Source organism: Aureimonas sp. SK2 (assembly GCF_029813115.1).
Classification (GTDB): Bacteria; Pseudomonadota; Alphaproteobacteria; order Rhizobiales; family Rhizobiaceae; genus Aureimonas.
This window is the reverse complement of record NZ_JAPZDS010000001.1, coordinates 472,783-494,193: the sequence shown is the minus strand read 5'-3', so window position 1 is coordinate 494,193 and position 21,411 is coordinate 472,783. Positions and strand designations below refer to the sequence as shown.

17 protein-coding genes and 1 tRNA gene are annotated in these 21,411 nt (G+C 66.3%); 3 read left to right on the top strand and 15 right to left on the bottom strand.

The window, feature by feature from the left end; genetic code table 11:
- Window positions 1–591 precede the first annotated feature (591 nt).
- The 12 genes from O5O54_RS02515 to pcsA all read right to left on the bottom strand — a co-directional run bounded on the left by O5O54_RS02515 (window position 592) and on the right by pcsA (window position 12,951).
- A complete protein-coding gene (locus O5O54_RS02515) occupies window positions 592–1,398 on the bottom strand; it encodes an MBL fold metallo-hydrolase (RefSeq protein ID WP_279478668.1) in 807 nt (268 codons plus the stop codon).
- Entirely contained in the window at window positions 1,395–2,192 is a 798-nt protein-coding gene (locus tag O5O54_RS02510; RefSeq protein ID WP_279478724.1) for a TatD family hydrolase, read from the bottom strand. Before O5O54_RS02510 ends, O5O54_RS02515 begins: the two co-directional genes overlap by 4 nt.
- Before the next feature lie 11 nt (window positions 2,193–2,203).
- A complete protein-coding gene (metG, locus tag O5O54_RS02505) occupies window positions 2,204–3,748 on the bottom strand; it encodes a methionine--tRNA ligase (protein ID WP_279478665.1) in 1,545 nt (514 codons plus the stop codon).
- A gap of 79 nt (window positions 3,749–3,827) precedes the next feature.
- On the bottom strand, window positions 3,828–4,871 hold the full coding sequence (locus tag O5O54_RS02500) for a DNA polymerase III subunit delta' (protein WP_279478664.1): 1,044 nt from the start codon (window positions 4,869–4,871) through the stop codon (window positions 3,828–3,830).
- A gap of 5 nt (window positions 4,872–4,876) precedes the next feature.
- Window positions 4,877–5,578 carry a dTMP kinase gene (gene tmk, locus O5O54_RS02495; protein WP_279478662.1) on the bottom strand — a complete coding sequence of 234 codons (702 nt, stop codon included), beginning with the start codon at window positions 5,576–5,578 and terminating at the stop codon, window positions 4,877–4,879.
- Between the two features lies 1 nt (window position 5,579).
- Window positions 5,580–6,755: a D-alanyl-D-alanine carboxypeptidase gene (locus tag O5O54_RS02490; protein WP_279478660.1), complete on the bottom strand. Its 1,176-nt coding sequence runs from the start codon at window positions 6,753–6,755 to the stop codon at window positions 5,580–5,582.
- 83 nt (window positions 6,756–6,838) lie between these two features.
- Window positions 6,839–7,987: a septal ring lytic transglycosylase RlpA family protein gene (locus O5O54_RS02485; RefSeq protein ID WP_279478658.1), complete on the bottom strand. Its 1,149-nt coding sequence runs from the start codon at window positions 7,985–7,987 to the stop codon at window positions 6,839–6,841.
- Between the two features lie 402 nt (window positions 7,988–8,389).
- The gene (locus tag O5O54_RS02480) at window positions 8,390–8,575 is read right to left on the bottom strand and encodes a hypothetical protein (RefSeq protein WP_279478656.1); all 186 of its coding nucleotides are present in this window, start codon (window positions 8,573–8,575) and stop codon (window positions 8,390–8,392) included.
- A 174-nt stretch (window positions 8,576–8,749) separates the two neighbouring features.
- Window positions 8,750–10,117: an autotransporter domain-containing protein gene (locus O5O54_RS02475; RefSeq protein WP_279478655.1), complete on the bottom strand. Its 1,368-nt coding sequence runs from the start codon at window positions 10,115–10,117 to the stop codon at window positions 8,750–8,752.
- A gap of 705 nt (window positions 10,118–10,822) precedes the next feature.
- Window positions 10,823–10,912: transfer RNA gene (locus O5O54_RS02470), tRNA-Ser, on the bottom strand.
- A 306-nt stretch (window positions 10,913–11,218) separates the two neighbouring features.
- Window positions 11,219–12,196: a quinone oxidoreductase gene (locus tag O5O54_RS02465; protein ID WP_279478653.1), complete on the bottom strand. Its 978-nt coding sequence runs from the start codon at window positions 12,194–12,196 to the stop codon at window positions 11,219–11,221.
- Window positions 12,193–12,951 carry a phosphatidylcholine synthase gene (pcsA, locus tag O5O54_RS02460; RefSeq protein WP_407061652.1) on the bottom strand — a complete coding sequence of 253 codons (759 nt, stop codon included), beginning with the start codon at window positions 12,949–12,951 and terminating at the stop codon, window positions 12,193–12,195. Before pcsA ends, O5O54_RS02465 begins: the two co-directional genes overlap by 4 nt.
- Before the next feature lie 114 nt (window positions 12,952–13,065).
- Between pcsA and O5O54_RS02455 the strand changes: the two genes are divergently transcribed.
- Window positions 13,066–14,298, top strand: coding sequence for a UbiH/UbiF family hydroxylase (locus tag O5O54_RS02455; protein WP_407061651.1), 1,233 nt, complete (start codon window positions 13,066–13,068; stop codon window positions 14,296–14,298).
- Between the two features lie 9 nt (window positions 14,299–14,307).
- Entirely contained in the window at window positions 14,308–14,646 is a 339-nt protein-coding gene (gene hspQ, locus O5O54_RS02450) for a heat shock protein HspQ (RefSeq protein WP_279478648.1), read from the top strand.
- Window positions 14,647–14,715: 69 nt separating this feature from the next.
- Here hspQ and O5O54_RS02445 read toward each other — a convergent pair whose 3' ends face one another.
- A complete protein-coding gene (locus tag O5O54_RS02445; RefSeq protein WP_279478722.1) occupies window positions 14,716–15,261 on the bottom strand; it encodes an invasion associated locus B family protein in 546 nt (181 codons plus the stop codon).
- A gap of 271 nt (window positions 15,262–15,532) precedes the next feature.
- On the opposite strand from O5O54_RS02445, the gene O5O54_RS02440 reads away from it, so the two are divergent.
- The gene (locus O5O54_RS02440) at window positions 15,533–17,395 is read left to right on the top strand and encodes an extracellular solute-binding protein (protein WP_279478646.1); all 1,863 of its coding nucleotides are present in this window, start codon (window positions 15,533–15,535) and stop codon (window positions 17,393–17,395) included.
- Between the two features lie 167 nt (window positions 17,396–17,562).
- Here O5O54_RS02440 and mfd read toward each other — a convergent pair whose 3' ends face one another.
- Both mfd and O5O54_RS02430 read right to left on the bottom strand, forming a co-directional pair.
- Window positions 17,563–21,075, bottom strand: a complete 3,513-nt coding sequence (gene mfd, locus O5O54_RS02435) for a transcription-repair coupling factor (RefSeq protein ID WP_407061643.1) — start codon at window positions 21,073–21,075, stop codon at window positions 17,563–17,565.
- Window positions 21,072–21,368: a succinate dehydrogenase assembly factor 2 gene (locus O5O54_RS02430; protein ID WP_279478644.1), complete on the bottom strand. Its 297-nt coding sequence runs from the start codon at window positions 21,366–21,368 to the stop codon at window positions 21,072–21,074. Before O5O54_RS02430 ends, mfd begins: the two co-directional genes overlap by 4 nt.
- Window positions 21,369–21,411 lie beyond the last annotated feature (43 nt).

The window sequence follows — 21,411 nt, the reverse complement described above, 5'->3', positions numbered from 1 at the left end:
GCCGGGAGGCCGCAGTGGCGAGAGCATTGTCGATCGATCACGGGTATCGGGTTTTGCGAGTTGCGATCGCGGTTGCCACGGGAGTTGCTCTGGCGCTCGCAGAACTTGGCGGGCAGAGCGATCCGCGACCAATAGGCGGAGATCAGCGCTCAGGTTGAATTGAAGGCAGGGGCCAAGTTTCTCAAAGGCCGGTCGACAGCGGGAGCGACATCACGATGCAGGAGATGCAAAGGCGTTTGGCCGAAACCGCGGCTGATGGTCGGGATCGGCACGCCCTGGCGCTTCTTCGACCGGGCCGGGCTGACCTAGAGAAGACCGTGTACGCTGACGAGCGGGACACGTCAGTGCACTCATAAAGCAATAGAAGGCTTGATGGCATAATATGGATTATGGAACATATATGGCCACACTACAGGGCCCGGCCTTCGAGCCTGCAGGCCGTAGCTCGCGTGGGCGTCGAGCCGTCTCATTAGCCAGTTGGCCTGATGTCGGTGTTTGGAACTCTCGCTGGCATCGTTCGGCTGGAGCACGGAGGCCCGATCGCTTGCCCCGCTTGTAAACGTCTCAAGAAATCCGCTCGCACGGCTCAGCTCAGGCGTCGCGTTCGATCCGCATGCCGTCGAAGGCTGGCGAGATATGAGCCGGCAACGTCCGGCGCAAGGTCTCATAGTCCAGCGGCGTGTGCATATGGGTCAGCACCGCGTTCGGCACGCCGAGGCGCTCGATCCACTCCAGCGCCTGATCCAGCGACAGGTGGCTGGGATGCGGCCGGTACTGGAGCGCGTCGACCAGAAGCACGTCAGCGCCCCGGATCGCTTCGATCGCCGGCGGCGGGAAATCCGAGACGTCGCTGGAGTAGGCAAAGGGGCCGATGCGGAAGCCGAGCGACTGGATGCTTCCGTGGGTCTGGGCATAGGGCTCGATTGAAAGGCATCCGGCCGGGCCTTCGACCTCGAACGGCACGCCGGCCTCGATCGGCTTGTAGCGTACGATCGGCGCATAGGAGCTGCCTGCAGGCGTGCGGAAGCAGTAGGCGAAGGCCTCGAACAGCCGCTCATAGGTGGCGGCATCGGCATAGAGATCGACGAGCTTGCGATGGTCGATGACATAGCCGCGCACGTCGTCGAGCCCGTGGATGTGGTCGGCGTGTGGATGGGTGATCAGCAACCCGTCGATCCGTCGCACCGAGGCCGCCAGCATCTGCTCGCGGAAGTCGGGTCCGCAGTCGATCACGACGCGGGTGACGTCGTCGCCGTCGATCAGTTCGACCATGGCCGAGCAGCGCGTGCGCCGATTGCGCGGGTTGCCCGGATCGCACTGGCCCCAGTCGCCGGTGATCCGCGGCGTGCCCGGCGATGAACCGCATCCGAGGACCGTGAGGCGCAGGCGCTTGGTCACTCGGCCGCATCTCCGCGCGGATCGGGCACTTTCGAGAATAGGCGGAAGAAGTTATCGGTCGTCTGCCGCGCGAACCGTTCGAACTCGATCCCCAGCGCATCGGCCAGAGCCTCCGCCGTGTTCCTCACGAAGGCCGGCTCGTTGCGCTTGCCGCGATACGGCGGCGGCGCGAGATATGGTGCATCTGTTTCGACTAGGATCCGATCGAGCGGAACAGAAGCCGCGATCGCCCGCAGCTCGGCCGAGTTCTTGAAGGCGACGATGCCCGAAAAGGAGACCATGCCGCCGAGTTCGATCCCCGCGGCTGCCAGCTCGGGGCCAGCGGTGAAGCAGTGGAGAACGAAGGGGAAGGCCCCCTTCCCCGTCTCGTCCCGCAGGATCCGCTCGACATCGGCGTCGGCGTCGCGGGCGTGAATCACGAGCGGCAGGCCGGTCTCGCGCGCGGCCGCGATGTGCTGGCGGAAGACGCGCTCCTGGCGATCGTGCGGCGCTCGGTCGTAGTGGTAGTCGAGGCCGGCCTCACCGATCGCGACGACCCGCGGATGCTGCGACAGGCGAACGAGTTCAGCAGCGGGCACCTCGTCCTCTTCGGCCGCGTTCAGCGGGTGCGTGCCGATCGAGGCATAGACAGAGGGATATCGCTCGGCGATCGCCAGAACGCGGTCTCGGTTCACGACCTGCGTGCAGATACTGACCATCAGCCCGACGCCCGCCGCGTGCGCCCGTTCGATCAGCGCGTCGCGATCCGCATCGAAGTCGGGAAAATCGAGATGGCAGTGGCTGTCGACGAGCAGGCAGCGGGTCATCAGGCTTCTTCGGCGGGTTCGACGTAGCGCGGGAAGACGCCGGCGGGCGCGGGCAGCGCCCGACCGCCTTCCAAGACGACGCCCGTGTCGAGACGATCGAAGCCCCGCTCGTGTTCCTCGACAGCAAGAAGATCGAGGAGCTTGCCGATCGATTCCGGCATCACCGGCTGCAGCAGGATCGCCACGCGCCGCAGCACTTCAGCGGTCACGTAGAGGACGGTTCCCATGCGCGCCGGATCGGTCTTGCGCAGCACCCAGGGCTCCTCGCCCGCAAAATACCGGTTGGTCTCGGAGACGACCGAGACAATCGCGGCCAGCATGAGGTGCAACTCCTGGCGGTCGATGGCCGCGCGGCAACGCTGAAGCAGCTGGCCGCTCGCCTGGAGGATGGCATGATCGGTATCCGTCAGCTCGCCGGGCACGGGAAGCCGGCCCTCGCAGTTCTTGGCGATCATCGAGAGCGAGCGCTGCGCGAGATTGCCGAGGTCGTTGGCGAGTTCGGAATTCATCCGGCCGACGATCGCCTCGTGCGAATAGTTGCCGTCCTGGCCGAAGGGCACCTCGCGCAGGAGGAAGTAGCGGAACGGATCGAGACCGTAGGTCGCGACCAACGCGGCCGGGTCGATCACGTTGCCGACCGACTTCGACATCTTCTCCCCGCGATTGAAGAGGAAGCCGTGGACGAAGACCCGCCTCGGGATCGGCAGCCCCGCCGACATCAGGAAGGCCGGCCAATAGACCGTGTGGAAGCGCACGATGTCCTTGCCGATGACGTGAAGGTCGGCCGGCCAGAAGTCCGCGCGCTCGCCGCCATTCGGGAAACCCGTGGCGGTGAGGTAGTTGGTGAGCGCATCGACCCAGACATACATCACGTGCCGCTCGTCGCCGGGCACCGGGATGCCCCAGTCGAACGTGGTGCGCGAGATCGAGAGATCCTTCAGGCCCGAGCGCACGAAGGAGACGATCTCGTTGCGCCGCTCGGCCGGGCCGATGAAGTCGGGATGCGCCTCGTAGTGGGCGAGCAGGCGCTCGGCGAACTGCGAGAGACGGAAGAAGTAGCTCTCCTCCTCGACCCATTCGACGGGCGTGCCCTGCGGGCCTAGACGCTTGCCGTCGTCTGTGAGGCGGGTCTCGTCCTCGGCGTAATAGGCCTCGTCGCGGACCGAGTACCAGCCCGCATAGGAGCCCTTGTAGATGTCGCCGGACTCCTGCATCCGCCGCCAAATTTCTTGGCTTGCCTCGCGATGGCGCGCTTCCGTCGTGCGGATGAAGTCGTCGTTGGAGCTCTGCAGGAGTTGCCCCATCTCGCGGAACTTGGCCGAGTTCCGGTCGGCGAGTTCGATCGGCGAAATGTCGAGGTTGCGGGCCGTCTGCAACATCTTGATGCCGTGCTCGTCCGTGCCCGTCAGGAACAGGACGTCGAAGCCGTCCAGTCGCTTGAAGCGCGCGATGACGTCGGTCGCGATCAGTTCGTAGGCGTGCCCGATATGTGGGCTACCGTTCGGATAGGAGATCGCGGTCGTCGTATAGAATCGTTCGGCCATGGCGGTGCTTCTGCGGATCGGTTTCAAGGGGCAATAGCCCATCGGCCGTCCGGGCTCAACGAAGCTCGTCCCCGCCCGTTCAGCCGGCAGCGGTCGATCGAAGCGCCTGGAAGCGGTCGAGAAAGCTCAAGATGGTCTGCTTGCGGTCGAGATTGTAGGCCGCCGCCTCGCGCCAGCGCGCCTGCTCCGACAAGCAGAAGGCGGCGAGTGCTGCGGCCTGCCGAGACCGGCCGGCGGCCGAGGCTTCACGCGCGTCGTCGGCCAGCTTGTCGAACAGGCGATCGCGGAAGAGATCCCAGGCCGCCTCGCGGCCTTTCTGGCCGAGACCGTCGAGCAGCGCATGGACGGCCTGCCAGTCGAAGGACCCGCCGCCGAGAAGACGATCGGCCTCGCGAAGGAGGTCCGCGCCGCCGCCCTGGTGGATCACCAGGGCCTGCCGCAGGCTCCCGCCCGAGGCCGCGGCCGCCGCGCGCCGCTCGCTTTCTTCTGTATCAGGCAGCTTGCGGGCCAGCCCCTCCGCCAGAGCAGCGTCGTCCAGGGAAGAGAGACGCAGCGTGCGGCAGCGGGAGCGGATGGTCGGCAGCAGCCGTCCCGGCGCATGGTTGGCGATCAGGAAGACGGCGCGCGCCGGCGGCTCCTCGAGGATCTTCAGGAGGGCGTTGGCCGCGTTGCGGTTGAGATCGTCAGCGGGATCCAGAATGGCGACGCGCCAGCCCGGCGTCGCCGTCGCGCGGAAGAAGGCCTGGAGGCGTCGGATCTCCTCCACCGTGATCTGCGTTTTGAAGCCGGGCCCGCGCTCGGCCTCGGCGCGCTGGATATGGATGACGTTGGGATGCGCTCCGGCAGCGATCTGGCGGACGGCGGCGTCGTTCGGGTCGAAATCGACGGCGCCGGCCCTGCCCGGCCCCGACCATTGCGCGCCCACGAGTTGGCGTGCGAACGCGAAGGCGAGCGTCGCCTTTCCGATGCCTCGAGCGCCCTGGATCAACCAGGCATGGTGCATCCGTTCGCTGCGCGACGCCTCCACAAGCTCGCCCCAGGCCCGTTCGTGACCGACGACATAGGGCGTCCCCGCCGGAGGCAGGATGTCGTCGAGGTCGTCGTGTCCGGGCCGCTGCTCCACGATGTTCAGACCGTGGCTTCGGTTCCGGCCCTTGCGGCCCGGTCGATCTCGTCGCCGAGGCGAACGAGCACGGCGCGTTCGATGCGACCGGACACGTCGTCTAGCGTCCCGACGGCCTCGATCACCACGCAGCGATCCGGCTCCGCCGCGGCGATCGCCAGAAACGCCTCGCGACGCGCCTCGTGGACGGCAAATCCATCCTTCTCGAAGCGGTCCTTGCTGTCCGTCCTGCTACGTTCGGCCATGCGGCGCAGGCTGATCTCGGTCGGCAGGTCCAGGATCACCGTGAGGTCCGGCTGGGCCTCGGCCGTGGTGGCGGCCTCCAGTTCCTCGAGAAAGGCTCTGTCTAGCCCCGGAGCGGAGCCTTGATAGGCTCTGGTCGAGTCCAGGAACCGGTCGCAGAGCACGAAGGCGCCGCGCTCGAGGGCCGGCGCGATCACGGTGCGGATGTGGTCGTAGCGCGCGGCCGCAAACAGCAGCGCCTCGGTCTCGACGCCGAGCCCTTCGGCAGCGCCGGACAGGACGATATGGCGGATGGCGTCGGCGCCGGGCGACCCGCCGGGCTCACGGGTCGTCACGACCGGAATGCCGCGAGTCTTCAGACGCTCGGCCAGCCGCGCGATCTGCGTCGTCTTGCCGCTGCCGTCCGGCCCCTCGAACGTGATGAAGCATCCGCGCCGGAGCGCGCTGGAAGCCTGTCCGATCACCTCAAAGGCTCCGGATCCACCCGAAGGCGAGTTCGTGCACGGCGTCGGCGGCGCGGCTGGAGAAGGTGCCCTCCTCCACGTCGGCGCCCGCATGCAGGTCCCGCGCCAGCGAGAACTTGTCGTCGATCTTCAGTTCCACGGTGCCGATCCTGTCGCCCTTGCGGATGGGTGCCCGCAGAGGGGTGTCATAATGGACGGCCGCTGTCACGCTGTCGGCATGATGCTTCGGCACCATGGCGACGAGATCGCCTTCCAGGACCAGCGGTACGGAGGACTCGGTTCCCCCGAAGACCGGCGCGACGGCCACTGGTACGGCCGACGGAAACACCACCTTCTCCTCGAAGGCGGTGGCCGCCCAGTCGGCGAGGCTTACCGTCTCGCGGATGCGGGTCTGTTCCTTGTCGAGGCCCGCGAGCGCCAGGATCGTCACCCGGCCGCCCTCGCCTTCCACGACGCCCACGATCGAATACCCGCCCTCCGGCGAAAAGCCGGTGGCCATGCCCGTGGCGCCAGGCTTGGCGCCGAGAAGCGGATTGCGGTTGCGCTGGAGGATCTTGTTCCACTCGAAATCGGGCTGGGCGTAGAGCGCATAGCGGTCGGGATGCGCGAAGCGCACATGGCGTGCCAGAACCGCCATGTCGCGGGCGGTCACTTCCTGACCCTCCGCGGGAAGGCCGGTCGCATTGACGAAGCGGCTGTCCACCATCCCGAGCGCCTTGGCGCGCTCGGTCATCCGCTGGGCGAAGGCGCTCTCCGATCCGCCGAGGCCCTCGGCGATGATGATTGCCGCATCGTTGGCCGCCTGCACCACAAGCCCTTGCGCCAGCGCATCGACGGGAACCTCGGAGCGAACGGAGGCGAACATGGTAGCCGTGCGCGACGGGGCGCCGCCCGTGCGCCAGGCGTGGTTCGACACGGGCAACGCGGCATCGGGCGCGAGTTCACCGGAGGCCAGGGCTTCGAACAGGATCTCGGCGGTCAGGATCTTGGCGAGCGAAGCGGGCGGAAACGGCGCTGTTCCGTTCTTGTCGAAGAGGATGCCGCCCGTCTTCCCATCGACGACCACCGCCACCTTGGCGGCGGTTTCGGGAAAGACTCCGGGCTCCCGCCCCTGCGCGCCTGCCTGGGCGACGGACAAGGCCGCGACGAGAAGGACGGCGGTCCGCAGACTTCGCATGGCATGGGGCATGAAGGAAAACCGGCAGAACGTTCGCTGCCGCCGAGCATAGTGCATGCCGGTCGCCGCGTATATCGGCGCCGTCAGCGCTCGTCCGCCCGAACCACGAAGGCATCGGTAAGGCCGGCATCCCAGACTGCCTTTAGAAGAGCGTCGGCGTCCTGGCCCGGCCGCAGGTTGAGGGCGAGCGAAGTCTTGCCCTCGGACGCGGTCTCGCTCATGTCGGCCCGACCATCCGCCAGGCTGGCGACGCGCATCAACAGCGACAGGTCGTCCACCGCTCCGAGTTCGATCGTCTCCGGCGCAGCGGCCAGCGCCGACAGCGCGGCATGCGCGCCGCTGGCGCCCGGCGCCGGCGCCGGCGCGTAAGAAAGAAGCGCGCCGCGCGGCAAGGGCACGGGAACCGGTCCCGAAGGGGCAGCATCGTAGGTTTCGATCAGGTCTTCGATGGAGGGCGTGCGCTGGGGCACGGCCCTCGGCAGAGGCGCCGGCGCGGCCGGGCGCGGCTGGAGGAAGGCCGCCGCCATCATGAGCGGCGACTTCTCCTCGCGCCCGGCGATCATGACGCCGCTGGGCAGTCCGTCATCGACCGCGCGGGCGCCGCCAGGGCGGTAGGAGGCCATCAGCATGGGCGTGTCGTCGCCCTCGAGCGGCGCACGGCCGACATACTCGACCTTCACGTCGGCGATGCCGTCGTTCTGGAAACCGAGCATCTCGGCGGCCTTGGAGGATACGTCGAGAACGCGGTTGTGCATGTAGGGTCCGCGGTCGTTGACGCGCACCAGCACGGAGCTGCCGTTCTTGCGGTTGGTCACCCGGGCATAGGACGGCAGCGGAAAGGTCGGATGCGCTGCCGAGAGGTGGTACATGTCGTAGACTTCGCCGTTCGCCGTCAGGCGTCCGTGGAAATTGGCGCCGTACCAGGAGGCGGTGCCGGTCTTCACGTAGCCCAGCTCCTCCTTCGGATAGTACCACTTGCCCCGGACCATGTAGGGCTTGCCGGTCTGGTCACGTCCGCCGCCCTTCGGCACCTTCTTCAGCCGCGTCACGCGCGGGCTGGCCTTCACGCCGAAGATGCTGGAGCTGAAGATGGGCGCGTCGTCTTCGGGGGCCAGTTCGTCCTGGCCCTGGTGCGTGGAAGAAGCCGTGGACTGACACCCTGCCAGCGCCAGCGACAATCCGAAAGCCAGACCGAGCCCGATCTTCCGGCTGCATCCGGCTCCAGAGATCATTCGTGCCCCCAACTCTCACAATTCGTCGCGCGCGATCGACGACGTCCACCCCACCATATCCGCGGGAGAAGTTACCAACGGATGAAGCGAAAGCAAGTGCGAGCGATTCGGGTCGCTACAGTCTGAAGGATAGTCCTTGCCAGAATCTTGCCACATTCGCGTGAGGCGACAATTTCTCCAGCTAGGGAAGAGTCCTGCTGGAACGGATCGATCACCTATACTGCACCGGAGCCTCGCACCAACTGTCTTTGCGATGCAGAAGACTCTTGCCGGGTGCATCCAACCCTGAAGGATTTAAATTTCTGGCGAAAGCGAGAGAGGGAGAACGTGTGGCGTCGAGGGCCGCGAAGGCCCGCCCTTCCGGCCCGGGATGGAGGCGATCCCCGAGTCGTCGTCGCAAGCTCAACTGAAAAACTGGGCCGTCACGTTTCCGTCGAGTTCGCCTGACGCCTTGCGCCGCAGCATGTCGAAATAGTCGGCCTGCTGGCGCTCTTCCGCGTCGCGATCGTCGCCGAGCATCGCCTGGATCTGGGCGAGTGTCTGCATCAAACGATGTGTCACGGATTCGATGTCGATGATGTCGTGCATGACGTCTCCTTGTGGAAAACACCCTGCCGCAACCGCCTGACCTCAGCCTGACGGACGCAGACCCCTTAAACGGACTGCCAACTCATGAGACGGCTAAAAACATTCCCTGGATGACGCCGATTCGGAGGGCGAGGCGCCCCGCCCTGCCCCTCGCCTCCTCCCGCTGCCCTTCCGTCAGAAACGGAGCTTCAGGCCGACCTCGCCGACATGACTGACGTCGATTTCGGATCCGGTGACCACGGAGTAGCGACCGGTAAGCGACAGCCTGTCTGTCAATCCCGCATCGACCCCGACGCCGGCCACGAAGCCCCGCGCCGCCAGATCCTCGAGACACGCCGATCGGGCGCGACTGATGCCGCCGGCGATGCGCGCCGAGACGCGGGCGTCGTCCTCGGTCAGGATGTCCTCGTATTCGACGCGACCGGTCAGCGCGAGCGGACGGCTCCCGAGTTCGGTGACATAGGCGAGATGAAGGTTGGCCGAACCCAGCAGCGCGTTTCGCTCGGTATCGCCGTAGACGATCTTCGCCGCCGCACCCGTCTCCGCATAGCCGTCCGCATCGGCATAGAGGTAATCAAGCCCGAGCGCCGGCGTCACGGTCAGGGCACCGAATTGGAAACCGTATCCCGCCTCGATGCCGAGATTGGCCGACACGCCGTTGGAACCCGTTCCGCGATTGGTCACCGTATCGACAAGCGTCCGACGGTCGAGATGCTCGTAGTCCTGGTGCGCGACGCCGCCGGAGAGAGTCAGATAAGCCGAGCCAAACAGCGCCGTCGCATAGAGATCGGCGGCAAACGACTGCGTGTCGTAGGTCAGGCGCGCGTCGTCCACCTCACCCACCGAAGCGGACAGCGCGCCGCCGACGAGAAAGCAGTCGTTCAGGCGGTGGTCGAGGCCGATCCGCACCGTACCGTTGTCGAAGCGATAGTCGTTGACCCCGTCGCGCTCGAAGCGGCTGCCGCCGAGCGAGACATAGAGGCTGGAGAACGGAACCGCGATCGCGGCGTCGGATCCGGTCGCCGGGGCCGGGACATTCAGCGCCGCCAGGCGGGCGCGCTCGCGCAGCGCATCGTTCGACGTCATGCGGTCGAGCAGCGCCGTTTCAGTCAGCGAGCCCACGGCCGCCGCGCTGGTGCCGACCGAGAGATAGTCCTCGACAAGTTGCGAGAACAGACGGTGGACCGTGGTGGTCGGATGGACGCCGTCCCAGTACTGATAGGTATTCTGGACGCTGGCCGGAGCGCTCGCGCAGGCGGGCGTCAGGAGGCATCCGTCTCGTGTGTTGACGATGCCGAAGCGCGCCGGGTCGCTTGCGATCAGCGAGCCGAGACGCTGGACGTCGACCAGCACCACATCGGTCCCCGGAAGCGTCGCCGCGACGCGCGTGACGCCAGCCTGGAGGGCGGAGTTCAAGGCGTTGGTGGCGAGCGTCCCCGCAACGGAGCCCTGAAGCGTCGAGGAGAAGGCCGGCGTCGCACCGATGTCGGGCAGGTTCAGAACGACGACGGTCGGGGCGCCCAAAAGAACCGAGGCGCGCAAGTGAGGCCGAGATGTCTCCAGCGGCCGCGACCGCATCCGCGCCGACCGAGGCCGCCGTCGCGCCGGTCGCGTTGATGGCCTGAAAGATGTTGTTCGCGCCGCCGTAGAGCGTCACCACGTCGCTCGCTCCGAAGCGGCCGTCCTGCCGCACGAAGAAGTCGATCTGCGTCGGTATCCCGGGCGGCTGAAGGCCGTCCACCCGATCCGTGCGCGCGCCGCCGAAGGCGTAGTTCTGCGAGAGCTCGGTATTGATGCGCACCCCGCCGAGCGACGCCGCGCCCGCGGGCTGCATCGAGCCACCGTTCAGAAACTCGGTGAAGACGGGGCCGTTGGAGAAGCGCCTCTGAAAATAGGGCGGCGACGCCGGGGTGCGCGACACGAGGAAGAGGTTGCCGCTGTCGGACAGGGAATCGCTGAAGCTGATCACGGGTCCGCCGACCTGCGCCAGCGCCGGCAGCGCGGTTGCGCCCAAAAGAACGGCGGTTGCGGCGGCCAGAACGGCGCGGCTTATGCGAAGCGTCTCCTCCATCCGGCGCGCTTCCGCCGGCCCATGAGAACCACGCGCGAGATGGGAACCGCGCGACAGGGCGCAAACGCTCGCCCGTACGCCCCGAAGCTTGATTGCCGCCCCCCTGTTGCCACCGCGCCGCAGGGGACGCCCTCAGCGTTCGGCAGGCGACATCGCCATCCATTCAAGGCAAGAGCTGGCGGATGGGGTGAGATTCGAACTCACGGTACGGTTCCCCGCACGGCGGTTTTCAAGACCGCTGCCTTAAACCACTCGGCCACCCATCCGAGCGCGGTAGGGACGACTGGCGCCTGTTCCGTTCGGCATCGGAGATTGGGCTTTAACGCCTGCCGGACGCGAGCGTCAACCGGAATGCCTGGCTTGCCGTCACCGCCGGCTTCCCTTTATGCGATGGCGAGTTCGATCGTCGGCTCGGCCGGATGATCCCGGAGACGTGGAGTTGCAGCTTGACCGATCACCCTTCGCGCCGACGCTCAGTCGTTTGGCTGGTCATTGGAATCGTTGCCGCTGTCGGCATCCTCGGCAATATCGCCATCGCGCTATGGCTGCTGAACCGTACGATCTGATTCCGATCAGTCGATCGTCAGGATTGAAATCCCGGTGGTCCGCCGCCCTTCCAGATCCTGATGGGCCCGTGCAGCCTCCTCCACCGGATAACGTTGGTCGATCCGAACCTTGACCGCCCCGCTGCGCACCACGTCGAAGAGCGCCTTCGCGCTCTGGTCGAGTTCCTCCCGGGTCGCCGTATAACCGAAGAGGCTGGGCCGAGTCGCGTAGAGCGAGCCTTTCTGGTTGAGCAGGGCGAGATCGAAATTCTTGATCGTTCCCGACGACTGGCCGAAGCTGACGAAGAGACCTCGGCGCTTCAGGCAGTCGAGGCTGGCAGGATAAGTATCCTGGCCGACAGAGTCGTATACGACATCGCATTTCGCGCCGCCCGTCAGCTCGGCAACACGCTCGACGAAGTTCTCGTTGCGGTAGTTCACGACATGATCGTAACCGTGCTCCAGAGCCAATCGGACCTTCTCGTCCGACCCCGCCGTCCCGATCACGGTTGCTCCCAGATGCTTGGCCCACTGGCCCGCGATCAGCCCGACGCCGCCAGCGGCAGCCTGTATCAGCACTGTATGGCCGGGGCCGACCGGAAAAGTTCGACGCAGGAGATATTCGGCTGTCATGCCCTTGAGCATGATGCCGGCCGCGACCTCGTCGGAGATCCCCTCCGGGATATGGACGGCGACCGCAGCGGGAACGTTGACCTCCTGGGCGTAGGTGCCGCTGGCCGCGCTGTAGGCGACGCGATCGCCGACGGAAAAGCCCTGGACGTCCTGCCCCACTGCAATAACGACGCCAGCCCCTTCCTTGCCGGGCACGAAGGGAAAGGCGGGCGCCTTGTAGGTCCCATTGCGGAAATAAACGTCGATGAAGTTCAGCCCCGCCGCAGCCTGTCGCACTCGGAGGTCGCCCGGCCCCGGAGCGCCGGGATCATGCGGGCGCCAATGCATGGCTTCCGGTCCGCCGATAGCGTCGACGACGATCGCGTGGGTCATTCGTAGGACTCCGTTTCGGGCTCGCGGCCCTGGATGCGATCGATCAGCTGGAGAATCGCGCCGATGGAGAAGAGATAGAGCGCCGAAAGGAGAATTCCCGCACGCAGCCAGGTCGGTGAATCGAAGGCATAGAACATCGCGAGGATGCCGAAAGCGCACCAGAGGCCCAGCACGGCGAGATTGAGTGCGCGCAGCCGCACCACCCGCACCGGATGCAGGAACTTGATCGGCAGAAAGGTCGTCGCCGAGCAAAGGAGCACGAACAGGAACGCGGTCCATTCGTTCGGCGTCGCGGCGAACAGCGTGAAGACGACCATGTTCCAGGTGACGGGGAAGCCGCGGAAGAAGTTGTCCTTCGTCTTCATCCGCGTGTCGGCGTAGTAGACCGCGCTGGTGATGACGATCAGCGCCGCCGCGACGAAGGAGAGTGGGCGTCCGATCATGCCGGACTGATAGAGCGCGAACGCCGGGATCAGTACGTATGTCGAGTAGTCGATGATCGCGTCCAGCATGTCGCCGGACCAGTTGGGCAGGCGACGCTTGATGTCGACGCGCCGCGCCAGCGGCCCGTCGATCCCATCCACGAAAAGCGCGAGCCCGAGCCAGGCCCACATGTCGACCCAGTGGCGCTCCGCGGCGGCGATGATCGCCATGAAGGCCCAGAACGCCCCGCTCGCCGTCAGAAGATGAACGGTGAACGGGCGCCACTGCCTGAAATCAAAACCTGCCACGCGCTTCGCTTCTTCAATCGACATCATCGTGAAGTAACGCAGCCGTCCCGGCATTGCCATCCGCTCCGGCGGACGTATCTCCAGAATGTGTTGAAAGGTGCCACGTATCGGGCTTTTTCCGGTACCGGGGCGACGGGAGTGCGACGGTTGAATTCATCGCGTCACGACATAGGCATCGTGGGGGGCGGCTTGGCGGGGGCCACTGCGGCCTTGGCTTTCGCGCAGGCCGGCTTCGATGCAGTTCATATCGCCGCACCGGCTCGCATGGACGGACGATCGACGGCGCTGATCGGACCTTCCATCCGGTTTCTGGAGCGTCTAGGTGTCCTCTCTGGGCTGGAGGACCGTACGCAGCCTATGTTCGCCATGCGGCTGATCGACGATACCGGTCGCCTGCTGCGCGCCGCGCCGGTGGAGTTTCGCGCCGCGGAGATCGAACTTCCCTATTTCGGGCTGAACGTCCTCAACCACGAACTTCTCGAAGCGCTGCGGGCGTCGGGGGCTGCACTGGGCGAACGCGTGCAAAGGATCGAGGAGCCGGCGGTCGAAGTCACCTTGGGCGAGGATCGCGCAACCGTACGCACGGAAAGTGGTCGGACCGTATCGTGCCGCCTCGTTGTGGGGGCGGACGGGCGGCAATCCGTAGTCCGCACGGCCATGCAGGTGCCGATGCGCAGCTGGACGTATCCGCAAGTCGCCCTGGTGCTGAACTTTCGGCACCAACGGGATCACGAAGGGGTGTCGACGGAATTCCACACCGTGACGGGCCCTTTTACACAGGTTCCCCTGCCCGGTCGCCGCTCGTCGTTGGTCTGGGTCGAGACGCCGGAGAACGCGGCCGTCCTGAAGGATCTGCCGGCCGATCGCCTGTCGGCCGAGGTGGAGCGGCGGATGCACTCCATCCTCGGTGCCGTCGAGGTGGAGGAACCGGTGCAGAGTTTTCCGCTGTCGGGCGCTTCGGTCCAGCGCCTTTCGGGCCAGCGTTGCGCGCTGGTGGGCGAAGCGGCGCATGTCTTTCCGCCGATCGGGGCCCAAGGGCTGAATCTCGGATTGCGGGACGTCGAAGCGTTACTGGCCAGCGTCGAGGCCCATCGCGACGATCCCGGCGGCGTCGCTATGCTTGCCGCCTACGAGGCACGACGGAAGACGGATGTGGCGACACGCACGGCAGCAGTCGACATGTTGAATCGCTCGCTCCTGACGAGCCTCCTGCCGATCCAGGCGATCCGGGCAGTCGGCCTCGGCGCGCTCGCGACCGTTCCCACGCTTCGCCATGTGCTAATGCGCGAAGGCGTCGAACCGGGCTCCGCCCTGGGAGCCGTGCTCGGGCGCGCCCGCAAACTCTTGCCGGGACGGCGCGCTTCTGGCTAATCGGCTGGAATGAGCCCCGTTGAGTCCAAGACCGCCCGCTTTTCCATCGGCCAGATCGTCCGCCACCGGATCTTTCCGTTCCGAGGCGTGATCTTCGACGTCGATCCGGAATTCGACAACACGGACGAATGGTACGAATCCATTCCCGAAGAGATGCGGCCGCGCAAGGACCAGCCCTTCTATCACCTCTTCGCCGAGAACGCGGAAACGGAATACGTCGCCTACGTTTCGGAGCAGAACCTCCTGCCCGACGAGGACGGCGCGCCGGTGCGCCATCCGCAGATCGCCGAGATTTTCGACGGCCCGGTGAACGGCGCCTATGTGCTGAAGGAATCCAACCTCAACTGACGCTGTGAACGAAAACGGCGGCCGTTTTCGGCCGCCGTTTCGAAAAGTCGTCGGAGGGTCGCCGCCGCCTTACTGCGCGGCGGTTTCCTTGGCCTTGGTCTGCGCTTCCTCGAAGCGCTGGCGGCGGGCTTCCGCCTGGTTCTGAAGCGCCTCGTTCAGCTGCTGCTGACGCTGGGCGAGCTCGGGCTCGGCGCGGGCCGGACCGTCGTAGGCGCCGGTGAAGCCGGTGAGCGTGATGGTGATCGGATTGGGCTGGCGCTGGAAGTTCACCGAGGTGACCTTCAGGTTCGTGCCCTTCTTCATCGCGGTCACGACGGCGTCGGACAGCTCGACCTCGGCGATGCAGCGATCGGGGAAGCAGACCGAATAGTTCAGCGTCTGCGGCTTGTTGCCGTCGATCTGCATCTGCACGCCCGCCGGGATCACGCGGCCGGTCGGCACCACGGCCTGGAGAACCTTCTGGCTCACCTTGCCCGATACGTTGATGAGGTTGACGGCGGTGATGAGCTGACGCGTGTCGGCGATCATCGTGTACTGCGTGTTGCAGATCTCGTTGTCGCCCTGCTTCGAGCAGACCTTGAACCACTCGGCGGGGACCTGCTGGGCCTGAGCCATAGCGCCCGTGGCCGGAGCGACTGCCAGGAGGGCGAGGCCGGCGATCGTGGCGGCGCGCTGGCGGGCGGAAAAGCGGGTTCTCACGGGTTGTGCATCCTTCTTTGGCGGAATGGCTCTGTCCGGTCGGCGCCTTCCATAGCGACCTGTGCGGTCGTCTGCAAATGCGCCCTTTTGAAGACATGCGCGAAGCTTGCGCAAGCTCTGCGGGAGGTAGGCAAGAGTCGAGGCTTTCGTTAGTTTCCCGCTCGCAATGGATGGAGTGCCCGCGACCATGAACCAGCGACCGACGGCTCCGCTTCGGCGAAAGCGCCTGGCTCTCGCGGGTCTGTGCGCGCTGCTTTTCGCGCTGGCCGTGCCGGGCGCCCGGGCAGAACCCGCCCACGCAATCGCCATGCAGGGCACGCCGAAGCTCCCCGCAAGCTTCGACCACTTCCCCTATGCCAACCCGGCGGCCCCCAAGGGCGGACGCATGGTCTACGGCGTGTTCGGCGACTTCGACAATCTCAACCCGGTCAGCGTGCGTGGCGCGCTAACGACGGCGCGCGGCATCTTCGGGGATCAGGAATTCGGCAATCTCGTCTACGAACCGCTGATGCAGCGCTCGATGGACGAGGCCTTCACGCTCTATCCGCTGATCGCCAGGACCGTCGAGACCGACGAGGAGCGGACTTTCGTCGAGTTTCAGCTCGACCCCGCCGCCCGCTTCTCGGACGGACGCACGATCCGTCCGGAGGACGTGATCGCCACCACCGACCTCCTGAAGGTCCAGGGCAGCGTCCGGCCGCAGTATTCCAACTGGCTCTCCAAAGTGGCGACGGTCGAACGCGCCGAGCCGAACGGCGTCCGCTTCACCTTCAACGACAAAGCGGATCGTGAACTGCCGCTGCTCCTAGCGGGCCTCCCCGTGCTGCCGGCGTGCGACTTCGATGCCACCACGATCACCCAGACCACGCTGGAGGCGCCGGTCGGCTCGGGCCCCTATCTCGTCGATCGCGTCGAGCCCGGCCAGCGCATCGTCTACAAACGCAACCCGGACTATTGGGCCAAGGACCTTCCTTCCAAGCGCGGCATGGACAACCACGACGAGATCGTCGTCGAGTACTACCGGGACCAGAACGCGCAGTTCGAGGCGTTCAAGAAGGGCCTGTCGTCGGTCTATCTCTACCAGCAGCCCAACCCGCGCCATTGGCGCACGGCCTACGACTTCCCGGCGGTGGCCGAGGGCAAGGTGGTGAAGGACGTGTTCCCGACCGGGCGCCCGGCGAACCTCAACGCCTTCTTCTTCAACGCCCGCCGCCCGGTCTTCGCCGATCCCCAGGTCCGGCGTGCGCTCGGCATGGTGTTCGATTTCGAATGGGCGAACGCCAACCTCTTCTACGGCGCCTACACCCGGATGAGCGGCTATTTCGACAACAGCGAGCTGTCGAGCATTGGCCGGCCTACGGACGCGCTGGAGCGGGAGATCCTGGCGCCCTACGCCGCCGGCATCGATCCCGCGATCCTCGACGGCAGCTTCCGCCAGCCGGTGGCCGACGGCACGGGCGCCGACCGCACGATTCTGCGCGAGGCGTTCGACATCTTGGGTGCGCGGGGCTTCAGGCTCGACGGCACACGCATGGTCGGGCCGGACGGTGCGCCGCTCGCCTTCGAGATCTTGGTCCAGTCCGCAGACCAGCAGCGCATCGCGCTCGCCTGGTCGCGAACCCTGTCGCGCATCGGCGTGACCGCCCCCGTCCGCCAGGTGGACGATGCGCAGTACCAAAAGCGCAAGCAGAGCTTCGACTACGATGTGCTAATCTCGGCCTTCTCCGGCACGCTCTCGCCAGGTGCCGAGCAGATCAACCGCTGGGGCTCCGCCGCCAAGGATCGTCCCGGTTCGTTCAACTATGCCGGTGTCGCCGATCCGGCCGTCGATGCCCTTATCGCCCGGATGGTCGCCGCTCGCTCCCGGGAAGACTTCGTCTCGGCCGTGCGCGCCTATGACCGGTTGCTGATCTCCGGCTTCTACGTCGTCCCGCTCTACTACATGCCGGAACAGTGGATGGCGCGCTGGTCCAATGTGCGCCACCCGGAGGTGACGCCGCTGACGGGCTTCTACCTGCCGGCCTTCTGGATTTCGGACGAGAAGAGCTGAAGGCGGCCGGGCTGCGCCTCCAAGGCATCACCCAAAGGTCGTCATTTTTGGTCTTGAGCCGAGGATCTATTCACGTCGTGGCGCCGCTCCGACGTAGATCCTCGGCTCAAGCCCGAGGATGACGGCGGGGTGAGCGATGTCTCGAACTCACGAACCGAAGGCGCGCCCTACGCCGCCTTCTTCATCGTCTCGTCCGCGAACCGCGCCAACTGCGTGGCGACCGAGGCCGCGCCGTTCAGGCGCTGCTCCGGCTTCGGCCAGTCGCGCATGAGTACGATGGACTGGTCGGGCCGGATCTTGGCCGAGACGCCCTGTTCTGAGATGTAGCGAACGAGCGCCGCCGGATTGGCGAAGCTCTTGTCCCGGAAGTGGATGACGATGCCCTTCGGACCGGCGTCCAGCTTCTCGATGTTCGCCCGTCGGCACAGCGCCTTGATGAACACGACCTTGAGCAGGTGCTCCACCTCCACCGGCATCGGCCCGAAGCGGTCGATCAGCTCGGCGCCGAAGGCGTCGATCTCGCGCGCCTCCGTCAGCTCGGCGAGGCGCCGGTAGAGCGTCATGCGGAGCTGGAGGTCCGGCACGTAGCCTTCCGGGATCATCACGGCGGTGCCGAGCGTGATCTGCGGCGACCAGGAACCGTCGCTCTCCACCTCGACGCCCTTCATCTCGGCCACCGCCTCCTCCAGCATCTGCTGGTAGAGCTCGAAGCCGACCTCCTTGATGTGGCCGCTCTGCTCGTCGCCAAGGAGATTACCCGCGCCGCGCTGGTCGAGGTCGTGACTGGCGAGCTGGAAGCCGGCGCCCAGCGTATCCAGCGACTGGAGCACCTTGAGGCGCCGGTCGGCGCCCGCCGTCGGCGTCTTGTTGGCAGGAATGGTCATCAACGCATAGGCGCGCTGCTTGGAGCGGCCGACGCGCCCGCGGAGCTGATAAAGCTGGGCGAGGCCGAACATATCGGCGCGATGCACGATCATCGTGTTGGCCGAGGGGATGTCGAGGCCCGATTCCACGATCGTCGTGGACAGGAGCACGTCGTACTGCCCCTCGTAGAAGGCGTTCATGATGTCGTCGAGCTCGCCGGCCGGCATCTGCCCATGGGCGATGGCGACCTTCAGCTCGGGCACCTGTTCGTCCAGGAAATCCTTGATGCCGGCGAGGTCCGACAGGCGCGGCGCGACGTAGAAGCTCTGGCCGCCGCGATAGCGCTCGCGTAGCAGCGTCTCGCGCACAACGAGCGGGTCGAAGGGCGCGACGAAGGTGCGCACGGCCATTCGGTCCACCGGCGCGGTGGTGATCAGCGAGAGCTCGCGAACTCCCGTCAGCGCCAGCTGCAGCGTGCGCGGGATGGGCGTCGCGGAGAGCGTCAGGACGTGGATGTCCGACTTCAGCTCCTTCAGCCGTTCCTTGTGCTTGACGCCGAAATGCTGCTCCTCGTCGATGATGAGGAGGCCGAGGTTCTTGAAGTCCACCGCCTTGCCGAGAAGCGCGTGCGTGCCGACGACGATGTCGATCTGCCCTTCCTTCAAGCCCTTCTTCGTCTCGTTCAGCTCCTTGGTCGTGACGAGACGAGAGGCCTGCGCGAGGTTCAGCGGCAGGCCGCGGAAGCGCTCGGAGAAGGTCTTGAAGTGCTGGCGGGCCAGCAGCGTCGTCGGCACGACGACCGCGACCTGAAGCCCGTTCATGGCCGCGATGAAGGCGGCGCGCAGCGCGACCTCCGTCTTGCCGAAGCCGACGTCGCCGCAGACCAGCCGGTCCATCGGCTTGCCGGCCGAAAGATCGTCGGCGACGGAATCGATGGCGTTCTGCTGGTCCTCGGTTTCCTCGTAGGGGAAGCGAGCCTGGAACTCGCCCCAGAGCCCCTCAGGCGGCACGAGCTTCGGCGCACCGCGCATCTCGCGTTCGGCGGCAATGCGGATGAGGCCGCCAGCCATGTCGAGCAGGCGCTTCTTGAGCTTGGCCTTGCGCGCCTGCCACGCGCCGCCGCCGAGCTTGTCGAGAATCGCCTCCGACCCTTCGCCGCCGTAGCGCGAGAGAAGCTCGATGTTCTCCACGGGAAGGAACAGCCGGTCGTCGTTGGCGTAGCGCAGCTCCAGGCAGTCATGCGGCGCGCCGGCCGCCTCGATCTTCCGCAGGCCCACAAAGCGCGCGATGCCATGGTCCACGTGGACGACGATGTCGCCCTCGTCGAGGCCCGTCACCTCGGAGATGAAATCGGCGCCCCGCTTCTTCTTGCGCCCGCGCCGGACAAGACGGTCGCCGAGGATGTCCTGCTCGCCGACGACCGCAATGCGGTCGGTCTCAAAACCCGCCTCGATGCCGAGAACCGCCGTCGCGATGATGTTCTTTCCGACCTCGAGGGCCTTGGCATAGCTCTCGACCGGCTTGATGTTGCCGAGCCCGTGCTCCTCCACGACTTGGGTCAGGCGCTCGCGCGAGCCCTCCGACCAGGCCGCGAGGATCACCTGCTTGCCGCCCGCGCGAAGGCGCGAGATATGGTCGACTGCCACCTTGAAGACGTTCACGTCCTCGGCCTGCCGCTCGGCCGCGAAGTTGCGGCCGCGATGGACGTCGAGGTTCACGACCTCCGTCTGGAAGCCTGCGTCGGTGATCGCATAGGCCGAGAGGCGAACGGGGTCGGCGCTCGCGATGCGGCCGTTCAGTTCGTCCTCGGTGAGATAGAGTTCCTGCGGCCCAAGCGGGTTGTAAGGCACAGAGCCGGCGCTCGCCTCGGCAATGCCGCGGCGGCGCGCCTCGTAGTAGTCGAGGACCAGCTTGCGGCGCTCGCCGATCGCCTCCACCACGAGGTGGTCGAGCACGATCGGGAAGCCTTCGACATAGTCGAACAGCGTCTCGACGTTTTCGTAGAAGAGTGGGAGCCAGTGCTCCATGCCGCTGAACCGGCGGCCGTCGCTGATCGAGGTATAGAGCGCGTCGTCGCGCGACGGGGCGCCGAAGCGTCGGACATAGTTAGTCCGGAAGCGAGAGATGGTCTCCTCAGTCAGGGTCACTTCTGAGACCGGCGCCAGCTCGAAGCTCTTGCGCTGGCCGGTCGTGCGCTGGCTCGCCGGATCGAAGCTGCGGATGGATTCCAGCGTGTCGCCGAAGAAGTCGAGCCGCAACGGCTCCTCGTCGCCGGGCGCGAACAGGTCGAGGATACCGCCGCGCACGGCGAAGTCGCCGCGCTCGCGCACCGTGGTCTGCCGCTCGAAACCGCCGCGCTGGAGGACGCGAACGATGTGGTCCATCGAGATGCGGCCACTCGCCTTGGCCGAGATCGTCTCGTCCTCCAGCACCTGTCGCGGCGGCATCTTCTGCAGGAGCGCGTTGGCGCTGGTCAGGATGATCGCGCGATGCGGATCGCGGCGCAGCGCCGCTATGGCGGACATGGCCGAAAGGCGGCGCGCCGCCGCCTCGGACGAGGGGCCGACGCGGTCGTAAGGAAGGCAGTCCCAGGCCGGCAGGGTGAGCACGGGCATGTCGGGCGCGACGAAGCGCAGCGCGTCTTCCAGCTCGCCCATCCGGTTGCCGTCGCGCATCACGAAGACGACCGGCTTCGAGCCGCCGCGATGGCGGGCGATCTCGGCGAGCAGGAACGGCTCGTAGCCGTCGAGCACGTTGCCGATGCGGATGCCGCCGCCCTTCTTGAGCTGCTTCTGGAGGATCGCGGCCGAACTCACGCCCGAGCCTCGTCGTTCAGTTCATAATAGGAGCGGATGCGGCGGAAGACCGGCGTGTCATAGTTGGCCGGCGTCTCCGCCGAGCCGGTCAGCCAGGTGAAGAGGTCTCTGTCCGGCGCTTCCATCAGGTGCTCGAAGACGGTCAGTTCCTCGTCGGTCAGCTTGTCGATCTCCGCATCGGCGAAGCGGCCGAGGACGAGGTCCATCTCCCGCGTGCCCCGGTGCCAGGAGCGGAACAGCGCCTTGCGGCGACGCGGGTCGAGGTCGGAGGAGGATCGCGTCGTACCGGTCATCGCTATCTGCCCGCATCTTCAACAGCAAGAAGGCCGGACGCCT